This window comes from Corynebacterium sp. CTNIH16 (assembly GCF_032821655.1).
Taxonomy (GTDB): domain Bacteria; phylum Actinomycetota; class Actinomycetes; order Mycobacteriales; family Mycobacteriaceae; genus Corynebacterium; species Corynebacterium marquesiae.
The window spans coordinates 17,114-36,977 of record NZ_JAVBIG010000013.1 but is presented as its reverse complement, the minus strand read 5'-3'; the positions used below and the strand labels follow the sequence as shown (position 1 = coordinate 36,977).

Sequence of the window (19,864 nt, the reverse complement as noted above, 5' to 3'; positions counted from 1 at the left end):
ACGCCCAGCCCTCTACGACAACGCTATCGACACCGACTACACCCACTCAATCGGCATTCAAAAAGGCCAAATCTAACCCCCGCGACACGCCGAGCCAGACACACATTTTGACCCTTAACCCGGAAAAGATGCGCCGCTGCGACTAGCCGCACAGCAAGAAACCGCCCCCGTACCGCGCAGTAGTTATGCAACTCGGTACGGGGGCGGCGTCGTTAGCGTACAGGCCCTGCCGGGGAAGGGTTACTTCTTCTCGGCGTAGACCTCGCGCACGCGCTGGCCCAGTGCTGGGTGCACGTTGGTCCAGTATTCGTATACGCGTTCTTCGGTCTCCTCGGATACACCGGCCATCGCGTTGGTGATATTGGTGACCAGGCGCTCCTTGGCGGCATCATCGTAGACATTCTCGTACAGGTCGCGAGCCTGGACAAAGTCGTCGTCCTCGGCGTGACGAACATACGGCGCACGCACCAAGTCGCTGCCGTGAGAGTCTGGGTTGATGTACAGCTCCGCGGCCGTGGTGGTCTCCAGCTGGGAGCGGTCGTTCACAGCGGCGTCATCAAGCACGCCCGTACCCTTCTCATAGCGGTTGGGCGAGTAGACCGGATCCTCCGGAGCATTGAAGTGGTACTGCATGCTGCCCTCGTGCTGGTAGGTATTGACCTCGTCCACGTTCTGCGGCTGGTTGACCGGCAGCTGCTGGTAATTCGGACCAATACGATAACGCTGCTGGTCAGCGTAAGCAAAGACGCGAGCCTGCAGCATCTTATCCGGAGACAGGCCCACGCCGGGCACGATATTGGACGGATCGAGCGCCACCTGCTCAATCTGCGCGAAGAAGTTGCGCGGGTTGCGGTTGAGCACAAAGTAGCCCACATCGTGCAGCGGGTAGTCCTTCTTCGACCACACCTTGGTCAGGTCGAAGGGGTTGAAGCGGTAATTCTCCGCCTCATCCAGCGGCATGATCTGCACCTTGACGTCCCAGACCGGGTAGTTGCCCTCCTCGATGGCGTTATAAAGATCCTCGCGGTGGCAATCCGGGTTCTGGCCGGCGGTGGTGGTGGCCTCTTCATCGGTGAAGTTCTCCACGCCCTGGCGGGTCTTGAAGTGGTACTTCACCCAGAAGGCCTCGCCCTGTTCATTAACCCACTGGAAGGTGTGGGAGCCGTAGCCATTCTGGTGGCGGGTGGACTTCGGGGTGCCGCGGTCACCCATCAGATACGTGACCTGGTGAGCAGACTCTGGGTTACGGGTCCAGAAATCCCACTGCATATCGGCATCGCGCAGGCCATTGGTGCCCAGGCGCTTCTGGGAGTGAATGAAGTCTGGGAACTTTTGACCATCGCGAACGAAGAAGACCGGGGTGTTATTACCCACGATGTCGAGGTTGCCCTCCTCGGTGTAGAAACGCAGGGCAAAGCCGTGCACATCGCGCCAAGTGTCCGGGGAGCCTTGCTCGCCGGCGACGGTAGAAAAACGGCCCATCATCGGGGTAACGGTGCCCTTTTGGAAGACCTTAGCCTTGGTATATGCAGAAACGTCTTCAGTAATGTGCAGCTCACCAAAGGCGCCGTGGCCCTTAGCGTGCGGCGTGCGCTCCGGCACGCGCTCGCGGTTGAAGTGCGCGAGCTTTTCAATGAGGTGGATATCATTGAGCGCCACCGGGCCCTGCTGGCCAGCGGTTACCGAGGTGTTCTCGGACGGCACCGGCTGGCCCGAGGGGCGGGTGGTATTCCCCTTGCCAGCGGGGCGCTGGCCCTTATTCAGGATGTCATCAGCGGTGAAATCAGTCATTTATGCCTCCTGGCAATCCGGGGTCAGTTCACTCCAGTGTGGCAAAACTTTGCACGGTTGTCAGGGCTCGCAAAAGAGTGTAATGGGGGCTGGTAGATTCATTCAGGTGACTCACCACTCCGCAGCAGACGACGCCCGCGTCACCGACCTCGCCCTTCGGGCCGGTCGCGGCGACCGCGCGGCGCTGACGGAGTTTATCAAAGCCACCCAGGATGATGTGTGGCGCTTGCTGGCGCACCTGGGCGGACCCGAGGGTGCTGACGATCTCACCCAGGAGACCTATCTGCGTGTCATCAGCGCCCTGCCGCGTTTCGCCGCCCGTTCCTCCGCGCGCACGTGGCTGCTCTCTCTGGCCCGGCGCGTGTGGGTGGATAATATTCGCCACGATATGGCCCGGCCGCGAAAGTCTGCCACGGAGTACGAGGATGCGATGGGCGCGGCGCCGGAAGAATCCGCGGCGTGGAGCGAGTGGATCGACGCCCGTACGCTTATCGACGCCCTCCCGGCCGACCGCCGCGAAGCCCTCATTCTTACCCAGGTACTGGGCTATACCTATGAGGAGGCGGCCAAGATTGCCGGCGTGCGCGTGGGCACCATCCGCTCCCGCGTGGCTCGTGCCCGCAAGGATCTCATCGCGGGGACAGGTTAATACCCCCAAATAGTCCCCTGTGATCGCGGAGTTAATTTCACTCCCAAATTGTTACGCTCTGGTTACCTTTCGCCCCACGGGCCCCAAAATTTGGCACTTAGCTGCACTTTGCGTGCTACGGCCGGGGTGAACGAGACCACAGTTGCGGCGATTCTTGCCCGAAATATCTGTCCGATGTGTGGTTTATTAGATGTGTACACACGTGATAAATCGACCGTCGATCCGGGCCCGCGCGATACCAATGCCGGGCCCGGCGCGTGTGAGTAAGAGAGTTTCTCCCTTTCATGTTAAAACGCGCAATCGGAATTTCCATGGCGTTTATCGGCGTCGTCGTGGGCGCAGGCTTCGCCTCCGGCCAGGAGGCCATGCAGTACTTCGTGGCCTTTGGTAACTGGGGCCTGTGGGGCATCGCCCTAGCCGCTGGTTTGATGATGATCACCGGCATCTCTATCCTGCAGCTCGGCTCGTATTTCCAAGCCGAGGAGCACACCGCTGTCTACGACAAGGTCGCATCGCCATTTACCGCCAAGATTTTGGACTGGTCCACCCTGGTGACCTTGTTCGCCATCGGCTTCGTCATGTTTGCCGGCGGCGGTTCGAATATCAATCAGCAGTTCCCATCCATCCCCGTGTGGGTGGGCGCAACTGCCATGCTGATTTTGGTGCTGATCGTCGGCCTGATGGATGTCGACCGCGTAACCGCAGTCATCGGCACCATCACCCCATTCATCATCATCTTCGTGGTGATTGCCACCGGCTATACCATCTTGAATGCAGACGTTGATTTCTCTGCCATGAATGACTGGGCGGTCAACAATGTTGATACCTCGCTGCCTAACTGGTGGCTAGCCGCACTGAACTACACCGGCCTGAACGTGATGACGGCAGTATCCATGTCCATCGTTATTGGCGGTAACTTCCTGGATAACCGTGCAGTCGGCATCGGTGGCCTCATCGGCGGCCTGCTCTACTTAATCCTGTTGGCACTTTTGGTCTTCGCCCTGTTCTTCGAGGCGAAAGACGTCAACGGCCAGGATCTGCCGGTCCTGAGCCTAATTTCCGGCATCCACCCGGTACTTGGCGTGCTGATGACCTTTGTTATTTACGGCATGGTCTTTAATACCGCCATCGGCATGTTCTACGCGCTGGGCAAGCGCTTGACCCGCAATAACCCCAAGCGCTTCTACCCGGTTTATGCCGGCGCCTGCATCATCGGCTTCATCTTGTCTTTCGTGGGCTTCCAGTCCTTGGTCAGCAACGTCTACCCGATCCTGGGCTACCTCGGACTGCTGATGATCGTGGTGATGGTCTTCAACCGCATCAAGAACGGCAGCAAGCTCTCAGATGAGTCCGACCGCCGCATGCGCGCACACGAGCTGGTGTCCCGCCGCCTAGACCCGCGCAAGCGTTTTACCAAGAAGAACGAGCGCGAGCTGCGCAAGCTGGCTGCAGCGTCCAATATGGAAACCACCGAGTTTGTCACCAATATCGCAGAAGAGATCCACGAGGAGCTCGAAAATGATGATGATATTGAGTATGACCGCGAAGATCCGGAGCCGTCCGTGACCTACGTGCAGCACACCAAGCCAGAGGTTCCGTCGTCCACTAGCGACCTCGACTTTGGCAAGACGGGCACTGGCACCGCCAAGCCGGTTTCTGAGGACTAGCCCCCCTCGTCCACGGCTGATAAGCCAAAAGCTCGGTGCCCTCCTTCCCTTGCTATGGGGAGAGGAGGGCGCCGAGCTTTCTAGTACGTCAGGCGGCGAAGCGGCACTTGTTTAAACGAGCAGCTCTGCAATCTGAATAGTGTTGAGAGCAGCGCCCTTGCGCAGGTTATCGCCGGCGACAACGAGCACGAGACCCTTGTTATCGTCCACCGTCTGGTCCTGGCGAATGCGGCCGACCAAGGACTCGTCGATGCCGGTGGCGGCGAGCGGAGTGGGGACGTCGGCAAGCGTAACGCCCAGAGCGCCACCCAAAAGCTCGGTGGCCTGCTCTGGGGTGATGGGCTTATCGAACTCGGCGTGAATGGTCAGGGTGTGGCCGGTGAAGACCGGGATGCGCACGCAGGTGCCCGCCACCTTCAGCTCCGGAATGTCCAGAATCTTGCGGGATTCGTTGCGCAGCTTTTGTTCCTCGTCGGTCTCCAGAGATCCATCATCAACGAGGTTTCCGGCCATCGGCAGGGCGTTATAGGCGATAGGTGCCACGTACGGGCCAAAGTCTTCGTCATTAAGCGCGGAGCCGTCGTGGACCAAGCCCACATTGTGCTCACCGACGGAATAGACCTGCGCGGCCAAAGTCTGCACGCCGGCCAGACCGGAGCCAGACACCGCCTGGTAGGAGGACACGTGAAGCTTATTCAGGCCAGCGGCATCGTGGAGGACCTTCAGCACTGGCATGGCAGCCATGGTGGTGCAGTTCGGGTTCGCGATGATGCCCTTCGGGGTATTCTTGGCTGCCTCGGGGTTGACCTCGGAAACGATGAGGGGAACCTCTGGGTCCTTGCGGTAGGCCGAGGAATTATCCACCACGGTCGCACCGGCAGCGGCGAATACCGGTGCCCACTGCTTAGAGGTGGAGCCGCCGGCAGAGAATAAAGCAATATCGACGTCGGCAACGGATTGCTCGGTGACCTCAGCGAGGTCTTCTACGGTAATCTGCTCGCCGCGGAATTCCAGCTCGGTGCCGGCGGAGCGAGACGAGGCAAAAAAGCGCACTTTATCCGCCGGGAAATTGCGTTCTTCCAAGATGGAGCGCATAACGCGGCCGACCTGGCCGGTAGCGCCTACGACTGCAACAGTGGTCATGACTTAAAAATCCTCTGTAGTTGCTTTTGGGTATTTAACGTCCGGTTCCAGCATAAACCGTGGCTTCTTCTTCGCCGCCAAGCTGGAACTTATCGTGCAGCGCACGAGCTGCCTTATCCAGGTCAGCCTCGCGGGTGAGCACGGAGATGCGGATTTCGGAGGTGGAGATGAGCTCCATATTGACATCGACGTCGCGCAGGGCCTCGGTAAACTCGGCGGTCACGCCCGGGTGGGACTTCATGCCGGCGCCGACGAGGGAGACCTTGCCCACCTGGTCGTCGTAAAGCACATTGGCCCAGCCGCCCTCGGACTTCAGCTTGGTCAACAGCTCCATGGCGCGTGGGCCGTCGGCACGCGGACAGGTGAAGGTGATATCGGTGGTGCCATCCTCCAGGGAGGAGACGTTTTGCAAGACCATGTCGATATTGATTTCTGCATCGGCAATGACACGGAAAACCTTCGCTGCCTCCCCGGGGCGGTCCGGGATTCCAAGGACGGTGACCTTTGCCTCGGACTTATCGGTTGCTACACCAGTTAGCACTGCTTCTTCCACAGGAATATCCTCCATCGATCCGATCACTAGAGTGCCGGGGTCATTTGAATAAGACGAGCGAACTCGCAAGGGTACATTGAACGCGCGGGCGTACTCCACGCTACGCAGAACCAAAATCTTGGAACCTACCGCGGCCATCTCCAGCATCTCCTCGAAGGAGAGCTTCTCTAGCTTCTGCGCGTCCGGGACGATGCGCGGGTCTGCGGTATACACACCATCGACATCGGAATAAATCTCGCACACGTCCGCATTCAGCGCGGCTGCTAGCGCCACCGCGGTGGTATCGGAACCGCCGCGGCCCAGCGTGGTGACATCGCGCGATTCCTTATTAACTCCCTGGAATCCGGCGACGATGCAGATCTTGCCCTCATCCAGCGCTTCGGTCAGGCGGCCTGGGGTAACGTCCACGATGCGGGCATTGCCGTGGCGCTCGGTGGTGAGCACACCAGCCTGGGAGCCGGTAAAGGACTGGGCATGGGCACCCAAGGATTCCACGGCCATGGCCACCAGCGCATTGGAGATGCGCTCGCCCGCGGTCAGGAGCATGTCCATTTCGCGCCGGGGTGGCACGGGGTTGACCTGGGCGGCAAGGTCGAGCAGCTCATCGGTGGTATCGCCCATTGCGGAGCACACCACGACGACGTCGTTGCCCTGCTTCTTGGTGGCCACGATGCGCTCCGCAACGGCGCGAATGCGGTCTGCGGATTCGAGGGATGAGCCGCCATATTTTTGCACGATCAGGGCCACGGTAAGGATGCCACCTTTCGTCTTTCAAGGCATCCCTGGCGCGCGCGGCTGCACGCAGCCAGAAATATCTGTCGGTCATTAGTCAAATACCCATGCTACCCCGCAGGGGTCTAGTCCTCATCATAATTCTTAGACAATGCTTGCTTTTTATTCACACGCCCCGAGCGTAAAGCGCGCCATGCGCCGGCCGCCCCCATGGAGAAAAACGCGCGCCATACAGCGCAGAATATGCATATAACAGAAATCTTTACTACCGTTGAGCGGGTGTTAAGCAACCTCCTCGCCATCTTTTTCGCGCTCGCATCCGCGCTGACGGTTGCTTGGGGCACGGTCATCCGCCACCGCATTGCCCTCGACGCCGATGATTCGGTCATGCGCGCCGCCATGTCTAACCCTTTGTGGTGGGTGGGCACCGCGGCCGCGATTGGCGCCTATGGCCTGCAGGTTATCGCGCTCGGCTTCGGCACCTTGCTGGTCGTCCAGCCCATCTTGGTGCTGTCCTTGATGTTTACCCTGCCGCTATCGGCGTGGTACTCCGGCCGCAAGATGCCCTTCCACGAGGTTTTCTGGTCCATTGCGCTGACCATCGCGGTAGGCATCATGGTCATCTACGGCCGACCGGTTGCCGGCAATCCCCGCCCAGAATGGAGCGATTGGTGGCCGGCGCTCCTCGTGGGGTTGACCACCCTCGCAATCCTCGGCGCGGCGGCCGCAAAGCTACCGGATCAGCGCCCCTTGGCATTGGGCACGGCCTGCGGCGTTATTTATGGCTTCGTCGCCTTGCTCTCGAAGGCCGTGGTGGATATTTTCACCCACGAAGGGCTCACCACCCTATTGGCGAGCTGGCAGTTTTACGGTCTCATCGGCCTCGCACTCACGGGCACGGTAGTCCAGCAATATTCCTTCAACGCCGGCCCCTTGGCTCATTCCCTACCGGCCATGACCATCTTTGAGCCCATCGTGGCCTTTGGTTTGGGATACATGGTGCTGGGAGAGAAATTCCTCATCGATACGGCCGTCGGTTGGGCAATTATGCTCATCGCCCTGACCGTCATGGTGCTATCCACCATCGTGCTCTCCCGCAGCCCGGTGAGCCAGCGCGGCTAGATGGCCCACTCAAATACGCCGAGCATATAGGCCGAAAACCACGCGCCAAACAGGGCCCAGGCAATAACCGCCACGCTTGCCGAAGCCCCCTTTTTCACCCACGGCAACAACACGATCACCGCCGGCAGGAGCAGCCGGGGCCGCGAGTGCATGATGCCATCAGAAAGCAGCACATTGGCCATGAGGACGGCAGAAAATAACCAGGCCGCCAACGGCAGGCGGCGCCACGCTAGCACCAGGCATAGCGGAGCGGCGATCATTACTCCGGCGCTGAGCAAGTAGCCGCCATTGGTGGCCCCAGTGAGCGTCTCCCACAGCCACACCACCGTGGCTTTGCCGCCATCAAAGCCGGAATTCCAATGTTCCTTCTGGATCCCAAAATAACCGCCGGCCTCTTTGAGATGGCTGCTCGACCACCACAAATAGCCCACCAGCGGCACGACGGAAAACGCCACCGCGGCCCAGGCTCGCCAGTTCTTTCGGGCCCGCAGCAGCACCATAAGCCCAAAGACCGCAACGAGGTCCACCGCGGTAAGGCGCACGAGCCCGGCCACAAAGATATACGCCGCGGCGGCCCACCAGCGCTCGCCCACCAGCGCCACTACCGCCCAGATGGCCAGCGCCCCGAAAAGTGCCTCGGTATACGGCATGGAAAACACGATGGACATCGGCGCGCTGGTTACCACTACGACACTGAGCACTTGGGCCCACTTCCCCATGCCCATCTGCGCGGCCAAGGCCATCACCCCGGCGGCCAGCGCGATGCTAAAGAGCACGTTAAGCGCAATAGCGGTGCCGGCCTCGCCGGTTCCCAGGATGCCGCTTATCGCACGCACGAGGAAAGGAAAGCCCGGAAAGAAGGCCATGGTCGTCTCGTGGACCGGCCCATCCGTAGAGATATCCGCACCGAAGTAACCGCCGCGGGCGATTTCTACGTAGTGCTTGGCGTCCCACTTATTAAGCAGTCCCCAGAGCTTATCGTCCTGCACGGCGGCCACCGTCGCGAGCATGCCTACGCGCACCGCGGCTCCGATGAGCGCAACGAGCGCGGCAGGCGCCCACAAGGAGCGCAGTAAGGATGGCGAGTTAGGTACGGCATGGCGGGCAGTAGACACGAAAAGCATCGTACCGCACCGCCACCGCGTCTCATTGAATGAAATCTCTTGCCACACAGTGAGAGAGCCTGTAGTGTGACCGATATGACACAGCGGATTGACCTACTCCTTATCTGCCGCGGCGGGATTTCGGCCTAAGTACTGGCCAGCGCCCCGTCGCGGAGTTCGGCTACCCAAGCCCAGCTGGCCGTCTCCCACAGACACCACAGACAAGGAAACCGCACCACCATGTCCCCCACTGACTCTTTTATCAGCGCCCCTCGCGATATCACCACCCCTAACGGCCCACGCCGCGAAGGCCAGCCCGCGTGGAATAAGCAGCGCGGCACGGCCATGCCCCACGAGCGCTACCAGCCCTTCGCCGTCGAGGTGGAAGACATCGACCTGCCGGACCGCACGTGGCCCAGCAAGAAAATCACGCACGCCCCACAGTGGTGCGCGGTGGATCTGCGCGATGGCAACCAAGCGCTGATTGATCCCATGAGCCCAGAGCGCAAGCACCGCATGTTCGACCTGCTGGTCAAGATGGGCTACAAGGAAATCGAGGTCGGCTTCCCGTCCGCCTCCCAAACGGATTTCAACTTCGTCCGCGAAATCATCGAGGGCAATAAAATTCCCGATGACGTCACCATCCAGGTACTAGTCCAGGCCCGCGAGCACCTGATCCGCCGCACCTTTGAGGCCTGCGAGGGCGCCAAGAACGTCATCGTGCACTTCTATAACTCCACCTCGAAGCTGCAGCGCCGTGTGGTCTTCCGCAAGGACAAGCCCGCCATTAAGAAGCTGGCTACCGACGCCGCCGCCCTCATCAAATCCATCGCCGCGGACTACCCAAACACCACGTGGCGCTGGGAGTACTCCCCCGAATCCTTCACCGGCACCGAGCTAGACTTCGCCCGCGAGGTCTGCGATGAAGTAGTAGAGATCATGGATCCCTCCCCGGATAATCCGATGATCATCAACCTGCCCTCCACCGTGGAGATGATCTCGCCCAATGTCTACGCCGATTCCATCGAATGGATGCACCGCAATCTAGCCCGCCGCGAGGACATCGTGCTCTCCCTGCACCCGCACAATGACCGCGGCGAGGGAATCGCCGCCGCCGAACTGGGCTTTATGGCCGGGGCGGATCGCATCGAGGGCTGCCTGTTCGGCAACGGCGAGCGCACCGGCAACGTTGACCTCATTACCCTGGGCCTGAATATGCTCACCCAGGGCGTGGACCCACAGATCGATTTTTCCGATCTGCCGCAGATCCGCGAGACCGTCGAATACTGCAACCAGCTGCGCGTGCCAGAGCGCCACCCCTATGGCGGCGAGTTGGTCTTTACCGCCTTTTCCGGTTCCCACCAAGACGCCATCAACAAGGGCTTGGATGCGCTGGCGGCCACCATCCGCCCCGGCGCGAATAATACCAACGTCTCGTGGGAAGAACTGCGCGAGGCCACCTGGGAGGTTCCCTACCTGCCCATCGATCCCAAAGACTTGGGCCGCGACTACCAGGCGGTCATCCGCGTCAACTCCCAGTCCGGCAAGGGCGGCGTTGCCTACATCATGAAGACCGACCACGGCATCAATATGCCGCGCGCCATGCAAGCGGAGTTTTCCACCGTGGTACAAGAAATCACCGACTCCGAGGGCGGCGAGGTCAATTCCAAGAATATGTGGGACATCTTTGCCACAGAATTCCTGGACCGCGAGACCCCGCTGGCCGTGGAGGCCTTCCACATGGACAACTCCCCGGCCGCTGACGGTGACGTCGCCGTGACCGCCACCGTGACCTTCCGCGGGGAAAAGTCCACCGTCTCCGGCACCGGCAACGGCCCCATCGCGGCGTATGCCAACGCGCTGGAATCCCTGGGCATCGATTTCGAGGTTATGGAATACTCCCAGCAGTCCCGCTCCGCCGGTGACGACGCCGAGGCCGCCTGCTATATCGCTGCCGACGTCAACCAGAACAAGGTCTGGGGAGCAGGCATCGCCGGCTCCACCACGCGGGCTTCCATCAACGCGATTAACTCCGCCGTCAACCGCGCCCTAGCCTGAGCCCGCCCGTCGGCTCCTCTCCGTCGGCGTGGTAGAAGGGTGGGTATGCCTTCTTCTACCTACCTCATTCCGCACCGCGGCTTGGGCGCCGTGCAGGCCCTGCCCATCTATGGTGCGCAGACGAAGGAAAACCGAGAGTTCACCGTCACCCTGGCGCCCAGTCAGGACGGTGGCTTGGAGGTGCGCACCGCCTCCCCCATCGGGCACATCACCAGTGCCGACCGCGCCGAGTATCCCGAAATAGATCTACTATTTCGCGCCGGGCTCACCCCTGCAGCCACCGCCGCGCCGCAACCCGATGGCTCACTGTCACTGCTGCTGCCCCGGCCGGGCCTTTGCCTGCCGGCGAATAATCCGCCCGCGGGCCCGTGGACAATGCTGGGCTATGCCCCGCCCATCAATATCACCGATCTCCCCGCAGATCTGGATATTCCCGCCCAGGCCCGCATGCACGTGTTGGTGACGCTCTCACCCAGCACCACCGGTTCCGGCACCGATGCCTACCTGGGCCCGCGGTGGCTGGGGCGGTTGGAAGGGGTGGACGTCGCCAAGCAGGGCATAACCCTAGCCCACGCCTACCATGCGCCGCGCAGCACCGGCCGGGTACTCAGTATCTATGCGGGTGCGCCGCTGCCGGATTCAAAGGAAGCCTCGCTTGCCGACGCCACCCCTACCTCCCCCGCCGCCACCGAAACCTTCGAAACCACGAGCTTCCGCGCCATAAGCATCGATGACTCCGCACCGCACCGCCAGTGGTGGCCTGCCCTCATTGCCCTACTGATGATTGCAGCGCTTATCGCCGTACTCATTTTTATCCTGTAGAAACTTTTGCTCAGGACAACGCCCTTTATTCACCGGCAGGGGAAATTGGAAATGGCCCAAGCCAGTGCCTAAAATACAGTGTTACTATTGTCCTGTATAGAAAGGCCCCAATGACTTCGCTGGATTCCGCCACCTACGTGGTCCCCGACCACGGTTTTGGCGTGATCCATAATCTACCCGTCGGGGATGTTTCGCCAGAAGTTTTCAGCGAATTGCTCGAGTCCACCGCCGCGGAAGGCGGTTACTTCTCCGCGGAGCTCGGTCCCCGCAGCGCCCAGGAAGGCTTCGCGGTTCGGATCGATGACTCGCTTGTGGGCCACCTCAGCGCCGCCGACTCCCAGGCCTACGCCCTCTTTGACTGGATTCTCAGCGCCGGCCTACGCCCACGCGCCACCGCCCACGTGAGCATGACAGATGCCTCCGGCGAAGAATGGCCCACGCTCAACCTGCTCCTGCCGGCACCGCACCTCTGCATCCCCGCCAATAACCCGCCGGCGCAGCGCTGGACCATGCTGCCCGGCGAGACCACCGCCACATTAACGGAATTTTCCAAGGACGTCACCGGCTTTCCGCAAACCGACGAGCACTATCTCGTCTCTTTGCACACTCGCGGTTTCCTGCGTCGAAATACCGTTGATGTCTATGTCAATAGCACCTTCTTAGGCTCCCTCCCGCGAGACGCCGCCCGCGAGATTGCCCCCGCCGTGCTCGACTGCACCAAATCTGGCCGCCTGGCCATTGCCCACGGCTACTTCCACTACAACGCCGATGACCGCCCCGCGCTGACCATCTACGCGCACAACGCCGCCAATAAGCACCACGCCGGCCTAGTCTTGGGCGTTGTCGCCGGTGGCGCCGCCATCATGTCCGCGGCCACCGCGGCCCGCGCACAGGCCGCACCCGCTGTTCCCGGCGGCACTACTGCCGGCGCTTCCGCAACCAGCGGTTTCAGCGTCACCTCTGCTGCCGGTGCTTCCGGTGCTGTGACCTCGAACCTGCTGGCCGCAGCCGGCGTCGCCGTGCTCGTTGGTGGCGGTGCCACCGTGGCCACCAACCTGCTGAGCGACGACGAAGCCCTTTCGGACACCAACGCACCTTCCACCGCTTCTGCTCCGGAAGGCAACTATTCCTCCCTCGATTCTTCCCACTTCGACGGCAATGGGCCCAAGCGCCCCGCGCACCCCGCCACGCCACGCATCCACGATGCCGCCCCCACCAGCGGTACCTCGGCTCAGCCCCCGCTTGCCGACGCCCCCTCCTCTCCAACACCGCACCACCACACCTATCCTTCGCAAACCACGAAAAAGCCCAGCGCGACGCACTCTCCTCACGCTGACCATGCCCAGACTCACGCCCCTGCCTCCGACAACCGACGTGGCCACCACAGCGAACCCCGCGGCGGCCACCACGGCGAGGATTCCCAGGCAATTTCCCGCGCCGCCTCCGCCGCGGCTGCTGCCGCCATGGCCGCAGCCAATGACGTCGCCTCGGCCCCAGCCCCGGCCCCGGCACCGTCTCAGACCACGCCTGCCTCGACGCCATCCTCCAGCTCGGAACCCGCACCCCAGGTAGCGGCGGCCAAGAAGCCGACCGCAACCTCCTCGTCCTCCCAGTCTGCAGAGCCTTCCCAGACCACGGAGTCCACGAAGAGCACGACATCTGCGGAGCCGTCCTCTGCGGCATCCTCGCCTGCCGAGCCGTCCGATCTGCCGACCTCAAGCACGTCTACCTCGGAAAAGACAACTTCCGAGAAAACGACGACTGAAACCACCACCGCAGCCTCGACGGAAAAGCAGACCGCAGAACCTTCCAGCTCTACCACCAGTTCTGCCACGAGCGAGCCAACGTCTAAGCCGACCCAGGCTGCAGACCCGTCTACGCCTACCTCTGCGTCCTCTACGTCCACTTCAGCACAGCCCGAGCCCGAATCTTCAGAGCCTGCGTCCTCGGAACCAAAGCCCTCGGAGTCGACCGCACCTACGACGACGTCTCCGTTGCTGACCTCGGAGTCCGAGCCTGAGCCGGCACCGGAAACCACGATCCCAGGTTCCGAGCTCGAGCCAACGCCAGAACCGGAGACTACTGCTCCTACGACGACGATCCCTGGCTCAGAAATCGACCCCACCCCCGAACCAGAGATCACCGTAGAGCTCGAACCGGCACTGCCTACGACGTCCCGCAGCGCACCGGATGGACCGGAGGTGCCGCAGGTACCGTCCGAGCCGGAGGAACCCGGGCGACCTGAGGAGCCCGAGGAACCAACGACCCCGCCGAAGGCCATTGTCATCGTCGTCGAAAATTAAGCGGCGCGCCCTGTCCCCCTGCACGAAATGCGGGATACTACACTGAGTTTAATGAACAACACACCTGGCCCCTCCCCGCAGCACACGCCGGCGTCGACCCCAGCGCCGTCGCCCGCGACGGTGGCTTCGCGCCACGCGGCCAGGTCCACAGCACCCAAACCGGGCGCAGAACAGCGACGCACTCGGCCGCGCCGCGCGGTGCGGCCGTCCGGCGAACCGGACGCCGCAAAGCCCAAGCCAAAACCGAAGCCGAAGCCGCACCCACCAGCCCATCACGAGCGACCGGCCGCACCGGAAGCGGTTAACAAGAAGTCACAGCAGCCGCAGCAGGCCGACTCATCCACCGATGCAGCCGACTACCCCTACGTAGCGCTCACCCTGCAGACCACCGGCATCCATCCCTCCACTGGGCGCATCGTGACTATCGACGCCATCGCATTCAACGCCGCCGGCGAACAAGGCCAGCTCTTCCACGCCGTCCTCAAGCCCGATATCGACGCCGGACCGCGCCACCTCCACGGGCTGAGCACCACCGATATTGAGCAGGCACCGGCTTTTGGCAAGATCCTTAAATCGCTAGACAAGCTTATCGACGGCCGCACGCTCATCGTCCACGATCTCCCCTATACCTGGGGCTTTCTCGTCGCCGAGGCCCGCCGCGCCATGATGGCCGCCGCGCGCCAAAACCGTGCGCGCAACCGTGGCCGCAACAAGGGCCGCCGACGTCGCCAAAAGGTCGGACACGTCCCCACGCCTGTCCGCATCATCGATACCTTGGCCACCTCCTACGCGCAGCAAGTGCGGGCAAATGATGTGCGGCTGGGGGGCGTCGCCAAGCAGAGCGGCCTAGACGCCACGCCGCAGGCCTCGGTGGAGCGAGCCGCCCGCCCCGAGACGGAAACTTCGCGCGAGGACACCGAGCTGCTTATCGCGCTCTACCGCAAGCAAGAAGGCGGCACGGTGCGCAGCTATACGCCCGAGGACGTGCGCGCCGATCGCTTCGGCCTGCAACGCTCCCACGTGCGCGTCGACGCCGCCGAGGCCCCCGTCCAGCACCACAACCCCGGCAAATACGAACCGGGCAAGGAGCTGCGCCGCGGCATGGAAATCGTGGTCGCACCGGAAATCCTCGAGGACCCAGACACCATCATCGCCGCGCTCATGCGCGAAGAGCTCAACTATTCCGAGAAGCTCACCCGCGAGTCCTCGCTGGTGGTCTGCAATGTCACCACGGACTTGGTGGGCAAACCCATGCACGCCCACCGCAAAGGCATCCCGCTGATGTCGGACGCCGCGTTTCTTGACGCCCTCACGCGCATCGAAGACGCCGATCCCGAACCCGAATCCGCTAAACCAGCGCCGCGGGCCCACCGCTCGTCTCAGAGCAACAAAAAAGGCGGCAAGAACCAGAAGCGTCGCCGGCGCCGCGGCGGCCGCGGTGGTCGTGGCAGAGGCCGCCGAAATTCTGGCGGCTCGGCGGAGAAAAAGAACGACTAGGCCGCCCGCCCGACTACCCTAGGGGACATGAGTTTTAGAGTCCCGGGTGCGTTAAAGAAGTTGCGCACCACCACCGCCACTACCGCCGCGAAGCTGGCCACCAGCGCTTCCCGCGCCACCGGCCGTGGCGCCGGCGGAATGATCGGTGGTCTAATCGCCAATGCCATTGACCCTTCCATCATGACCAACCTGGGCGGTGGGCGCCCAGCCGTGCTGGTTACCGGCACCAACGGCAAGTCCACCACCACCCGCATGTTGGCCGCCGCGGTCCGCGCCGAGCACACCGTAGCCACCAATGACGGCGGCGACAACATGGACGCCGGCATCATCTCCGCGCTCATGGCCGGCAAAGACGCCTCCCACCTCGTGCTCGAGGTAGACGAGCTTCACGTGCCCCACGTGGCCGATAGCCTCAACCCGCAGGTTCTGGTTCTGCTTAATCTCACCCGCGACCAGCTGGACCGCGTGGGCGAAATCAACAAGATTGAGCGCGCGCTGCGCAGCGCCGTGGAGGCGCACCCAGACATGCTCGTCATCGCCAATTGCGACGATGTGCTCATGACCTCCGTGGCCTACGACGCCAAAAAAGTCATTTGGGTCTCGGCCGGCGCCGGCTGGCTCGGCGATTCCGTCACCTGCCCGCGTACCGGCGGGCACGTCGTGCGCACCGAGGATGACTGGTATGCCGTTAAGCCGCTTGCCGACGGCCGCGAATTCCGCCGGCCGCAGCCTACCTGGGGCGTCGATAAGCATGGCATTATCACCCCCACCGCCAAGCGTCCGCTGAACCTGGCGCTGCCTGGCCGCGCCAATCGTGGCAACGCCGCCCAGGCCATCGCCGCGGCGGTGCAGGGCTTCGGTGTTGACCTAGATAAGGCCATTGCGGCCGCCGAGGGCATCGATGACGTTGCCGGCCGCTACTCCACTATCCACTGGAAGGGCCGCGAGATTCGCCTGCTACTGGCCAAGAACCCGGCCGGCTGGCAAGAAGCGCTGTCCATGGTGGACCGCAGCGCCGATGGCCTGGTCATCGCCACCAATGGCCAGGTGGCCGATGGCATCGACATGTCCTGGCTCTGGGACGTGAAATTCGAAGGTTTTAATGGCTTAAGCGTCAAGGCCGCCGGCGAGCGCGGCACCGACCTGGCCGTGCGCCTGGTTTACGCCGATATTTCCCACGAGCTCATCCCCGATCCCATGGATGCGCTCGCCGCCTGCCCGGAGGGCCGCATCGAGGTCCTCGCCAACTACACCGCCTTCCGCGATTTGAAGAAGGCGCTTTCCAAGGAGGCCACCAATGCTTAATATCGGCCTAGTGCTTCCCGACGTCCTCGGCACCTACGGCGACGACGGCAACGCCCTCGTCTTGCGACAGCGCGCCCGCATGCGCGGCCTGCAAGCGGAGATTCACCCCATCCGCTTGGGCGAGCCCGTGCCCGAAACGCTGGATATCTACACCCTCGGCGGCGGTGAAGACACCGCGCAGATCCTGGCCGCAGACCACCTGATTTCCGATGGCGGCCTCACCCGCGCCGCTAACGCCGGCCGCCCCGTCTTTGCCATTTGCGCCGGCCTGCAAGTCCTCGGCGAATCCTTCCGCGCCTCCGGCCGCATTATCGACGGCGTCGGGCTGCTCGACGCCACCACGGCCGGCATGCAGGACCGCGCCATCGGCGAGGTAGCCTCCGAGCCCACCCGCGCCGGTGTCACCGCGGACCTCACCGAGCCGCTGACCGGCTTCGAAAACCACCTAGGTGCCACCATCCTCGGCCCCTCCGCGCAGCCGCTCGGCACGCTCACCCGCGGCAATGGCAATGCCGACCAGGCCGCCACCGCCGATCTCAGCGACGGCTCCGCCCAGCGCACCTACGAAGGCGCCGTCCAAGGCAGCGTCATTGCCACCTATATGCACGGCCCGGCGCTGGCTCGAAACCCGCAGCTGGCCGATCTCCTCCTCTCCCAAGCGATGGGCGTGGCCCTCGCGGATCTGGAGCCGCTTGAGATTCCGGCCGTCGACCGCCTGCGCGTCGAACGTTTCAACGCCTCTGAACCCCCGCGCTCCCAAAGATAGGCCAAAACCTGTGGATAACTTCGCCCAGCAGCCCCAGAACCCCCGAGTTATCCACAGGCTCGGCCACCTGCCCTTGTAGCCGCCTGCCCCCGCCCATAGGCTGCGGGGCATGACGTTATTGGAGCAGCTGGGCGACATCGCTAAGCGCGGCGTGGAACTTCTCGAAGAGGCCCACGCCGCCTCCAGCCTGCCCCTGCCCGCGGACCAAGCGCGCACCGTGCGCCGCACCGCCGCGGCCTTCCTCTCCCCCACCAGCCACTCGCGCTACCAATCCCGCGCCCTGGCCGCCGCGCGCCGCAACCAACACAGCCTGGAGACCCTCGCGCTCATCGCCCGCCGCTCGCGCGGCATCTCTGACCCCACCAAGCGCTGGCAATTTCGCGAGAAGCTATGCGCCACCGCCGGAACCACCGCGCAGGTCTCGCGCGCGGCGACTCGGCTGTTGCGCGAAATCAACCCGCCGCCCGAGCGCGAAGACGGCGGCCGCCGCATCATGCACGGCGAGAAAACCACCCTGAGTTTCACCGGCCCCGCCGCGCAGATGGCCGATATTTGGGCCGCCGCCAAATCCGACCCGCTGGCTTGGCTCACCGGTTCCCGCGCCGCCGCGCCCGCGACCGTAACCACCAATGTCATCATCGAGCTGCCGGATTACCTGAAAATCCTGGCCGGCGACGGCGACGACGTCCGCCTCGCCCTCACCAACGGTGCTACCATCACCGGCGCCGAACTCGTCCGCCGCACCCTAGCCGGCGCCGGCCTTTTCACGCTCATCCACCCCGAGCGCGGCCCCGTCAACCTTTACCGCACCCGGCAGGCCTCCGCGAAGCAGCGTCGCATGCTCGAGGCCGAAGGCGCCCGCTGCGCCTGGCCCGCTTGCCGACGCCCCGCCTCCGAATGCCAAGCCCACCACCTCATCGAATACTCCCGCGGCGGCCTCACCCACCCCGAAAACATGGCCTTGCTCTGCCCGTATCACAACTCCATCAATGGCCTGCCGGGTCGCGGACGGATGGCGCGCGTCAACGGCCGAATCGCCTGGCTCCCGCCCACCAGCGCGGATGACGGAAAGGCCAGCAGAGCACACGGGCCGCCGGTGTTCACCGGCCGCGCACGAAACGGCCCCACGGCCGCCGTGCCCTAGCCCGCGCTCACCCGCGCAGGCACGCGTGCCACTGGCTGGGGCGCCAACGTGCTAAATGGTCAGGCGGCCAGAAAGCGCACGCGACAAGGTGAGCTCGTCCACGAACTCCAAATCGCCTCCGAGTGGCATGCCGGAGGCCAATCTGGTGATCTTCAAATCAGGGAAGTCACGCAGCAACCGCACCAGGTATGCGGCGGTGGCCTCGCCCTCGGTATTGGGGTCGGTGGCGAGGATGACTTCGTGGATGGTGGGGGTGGCGTCGTAAAGCGGGGCTTCAGGGGTGGAATCCGCCAGCTCGCGGTCTGGCAGCACGCCACCCAGGCGCTGCAGCAGCGTGGAAATATTCAAATCGCGCGGACCTACATTCGCCAGCGGGTCCAGCGCGCCACCCAAGACGTGGTAGCGGCCCTCATACTCGCCGGTGCGCTCGATGACCTGGATATCCTTCGGCTCCTCGACCACGCATATGGTCGAGGAGTCGCGCTGGGAATTAATACAGATGCGGCAGACATCCTCGCGGGAAATATTGCAGCAGATGCGGCAAAAGGTCACGCCATCGCGCACCGCGCCCAGCGCGTTTTGTAGCCGCTCGATGTCCTCGGGCTCCATGTGCAAAACGTGAAACGCGATGCGCTGCGCCGACTTCGGGCCGATGCCCGGCAGGCGCGAAAACTCGTCGATGAGGTCTTGCAGAGGTCCTTCAAACATCAATTACTCCCAAAATCAGCAAAAGGCCGCGGCCCCAACGCGGGGCAACGGCCTTTTATCGTATCGTGCGGGCTACTGGTTGCCGCCGAAGACATCCTCAAAAGACGGGCCGCCCTGGCCGCCCATGCCTTGGGACAGCGGGCCAATCTTCTCCTGCGCTAGGCGGCCGGCCGCAGCGTGCGCTTCCTTGAACGCGCCCATGACCAAGTCCTGCAAGGTATCGACGTCCTCTGGGTCCACGACGGACTTATCGATCTGCAGGTCCACGAGCTCGGCGCCGCCGGTCATGGTCACCTTAACCAGGCCGTTTCCTGCCTGGCCCTCGACGTTGGTAGCGAGGATTTCTTCCTGCGCCTTCTGCAGATCCGCCTGTACCTGCGCGGCCTGCGCGATGAGGTCGTTCATGTCATTTGCCTGCTGCATTGGGTCTTGGTCAGCCATGTCGTTTCCTTTCTAAATCAACTGTAAATTTCGCTACCGCCCGAGTGTACCGTGCTTGCC

Annotated in this window: 16 protein-coding genes; 10 read left to right on the top strand and 6 right to left on the bottom strand. The window is 63.0% G+C overall.

Translation table 11 applies throughout. The annotated features are described in order from the left end of the window. Nucleotides 1-240: 240 nt before the first annotated feature. On the bottom strand, nt 241-1,791 hold the full coding sequence (locus RAE04_RS10480) for a catalase (RefSeq protein ID WP_317027320.1): 1,551 nt from the start codon (nt 1,789-1,791) through the stop codon (nt 241-243). Between the two features lie 82 nt (nt 1,792-1,873). On the opposite strand from RAE04_RS10480, the gene RAE04_RS10475 reads away from it, so the two are divergent. Continuing rightward, a complete protein-coding gene (locus tag RAE04_RS10475; protein ID WP_269953769.1) occupies nt 1,874-2,440 on the top strand; it encodes an RNA polymerase sigma factor in 567 nt (188 codons plus the stop codon). A gap of 284 nt (nt 2,441-2,724) precedes the next feature. Then, nucleotides 2,725-4,107: a hypothetical protein gene (locus tag RAE04_RS10470; RefSeq protein WP_317027319.1), complete on the top strand. Its 1,383-nt coding sequence runs from the start codon at nt 2,725-2,727 to the stop codon at nt 4,105-4,107. A 111-nt stretch (nt 4,108-4,218) separates the two neighbouring features. Here the strand turns inward: RAE04_RS10470 and RAE04_RS10465 are convergent, their stop codons facing one another. Further along, the gene (locus RAE04_RS10465) at nt 4,219-5,250 is read right to left on the bottom strand and encodes an aspartate-semialdehyde dehydrogenase (protein ID WP_317027318.1); all 1,032 of its coding nucleotides are present in this window, start codon (nt 5,248-5,250) and stop codon (nt 4,219-4,221) included. Between the two features lie 34 nt (nt 5,251-5,284). Next, complete coding sequence (locus RAE04_RS10460) at nt 5,285-6,550, bottom strand: aspartate kinase (RefSeq protein ID WP_317027317.1); 1,266 nt, start codon at nt 6,548-6,550, stop codon at nt 5,285-5,287. A 228-nt stretch (nt 6,551-6,778) separates the two neighbouring features. Here RAE04_RS10460 and RAE04_RS10455 point away from each other — a divergent pair, with 228 nt between their 5' ends. Then, entirely contained in the window at nt 6,779-7,657 is an 879-nt protein-coding gene (locus RAE04_RS10455; protein ID WP_317027316.1) for a DMT family transporter, read from the top strand. On the opposite strand, the gene RAE04_RS10450 is transcribed toward RAE04_RS10455, so the two are convergent. Beyond that, nucleotides 7,654-8,781, bottom strand: a complete 1,128-nt coding sequence (locus RAE04_RS10450; RefSeq protein WP_317027323.1) for a mannosyltransferase family protein — start codon at nt 8,779-8,781, stop codon at nt 7,654-7,656. The genes RAE04_RS10455 and RAE04_RS10450 overlap by 4 nt on opposite strands. A gap of 219 nt (nt 8,782-9,000) precedes the next feature. On the opposite strand from RAE04_RS10450, the gene leuA reads away from it, so the two are divergent. From leuA to RAE04_RS10415, 7 genes are all read left to right on the top strand, one after another. After that, nucleotides 9,001-10,818 carry a 2-isopropylmalate synthase gene (leuA, locus tag RAE04_RS10445; protein WP_317027315.1) on the top strand — a complete coding sequence of 606 codons (1,818 nt, stop codon included), beginning with the start codon at nt 9,001-9,003 and terminating at the stop codon, nt 10,816-10,818. A 45-nt stretch (nt 10,819-10,863) separates the two neighbouring features. Then, nucleotides 10,864-11,640, top strand: coding sequence for a hypothetical protein (locus tag RAE04_RS10440; protein WP_317027314.1), 777 nt, complete (start codon nt 10,864-10,866; stop codon nt 11,638-11,640). A 110-nt stretch (nt 11,641-11,750) separates the two neighbouring features. Beyond that, nucleotides 11,751-13,943, top strand: a complete 2,193-nt coding sequence (locus RAE04_RS10435) for a hypothetical protein (RefSeq protein WP_317027313.1) — start codon at nt 11,751-11,753, stop codon at nt 13,941-13,943. 51 nt (nt 13,944-13,994) lie between these two features. Beyond that, nucleotides 13,995-15,440 carry a DNA polymerase III subunit epsilon gene (locus RAE04_RS10430; RefSeq protein WP_408933179.1) on the top strand — a complete coding sequence of 482 codons (1,446 nt, stop codon included), beginning with the start codon at nt 13,995-13,997 and terminating at the stop codon, nt 15,438-15,440. A gap of 27 nt (nt 15,441-15,467) precedes the next feature. Continuing rightward, nucleotides 15,468-16,745: a Mur ligase family protein gene (locus RAE04_RS10425; protein ID WP_317027312.1), complete on the top strand. Its 1,278-nt coding sequence runs from the start codon at nt 15,468-15,470 to the stop codon at nt 16,743-16,745. After that, nucleotides 16,738-17,511 carry a type 1 glutamine amidotransferase gene (locus RAE04_RS10420; protein WP_225746094.1) on the top strand — a complete coding sequence of 258 codons (774 nt, stop codon included), beginning with the start codon at nt 16,738-16,740 and terminating at the stop codon, nt 17,509-17,511. The genes RAE04_RS10425 and RAE04_RS10420 overlap by 8 nt, the downstream gene beginning before the upstream one ends. Before the next feature lie 109 nt (nt 17,512-17,620). Beyond that, the gene (locus RAE04_RS10415; protein ID WP_317027311.1) at nt 17,621-18,655 is read left to right on the top strand and encodes an HNH endonuclease signature motif containing protein; all 1,035 of its coding nucleotides are present in this window, start codon (nt 17,621-17,623) and stop codon (nt 18,653-18,655) included. A 51-nt stretch (nt 18,656-18,706) separates the two neighbouring features. Here RAE04_RS10415 and RAE04_RS10410 read toward each other — a convergent pair whose 3' ends face one another. Both RAE04_RS10410 and RAE04_RS10405 read right to left on the bottom strand, forming a co-directional pair. Then, nucleotides 18,707-19,363 (bottom strand): recombination mediator RecR, encoded by a 657-nt coding sequence (locus RAE04_RS10410; RefSeq protein ID WP_317027310.1) that lies wholly within the window; start codon nt 19,361-19,363, stop codon nt 18,707-18,709. Nucleotides 19,364-19,435: 72 nt separating this feature from the next. Continuing rightward, a complete protein-coding gene (locus RAE04_RS10405; protein ID WP_005327377.1) occupies nt 19,436-19,804 on the bottom strand; it encodes a YbaB/EbfC family nucleoid-associated protein in 369 nt (122 codons plus the stop codon). Nucleotides 19,805-19,864: the final 60 nt, after the last annotated feature.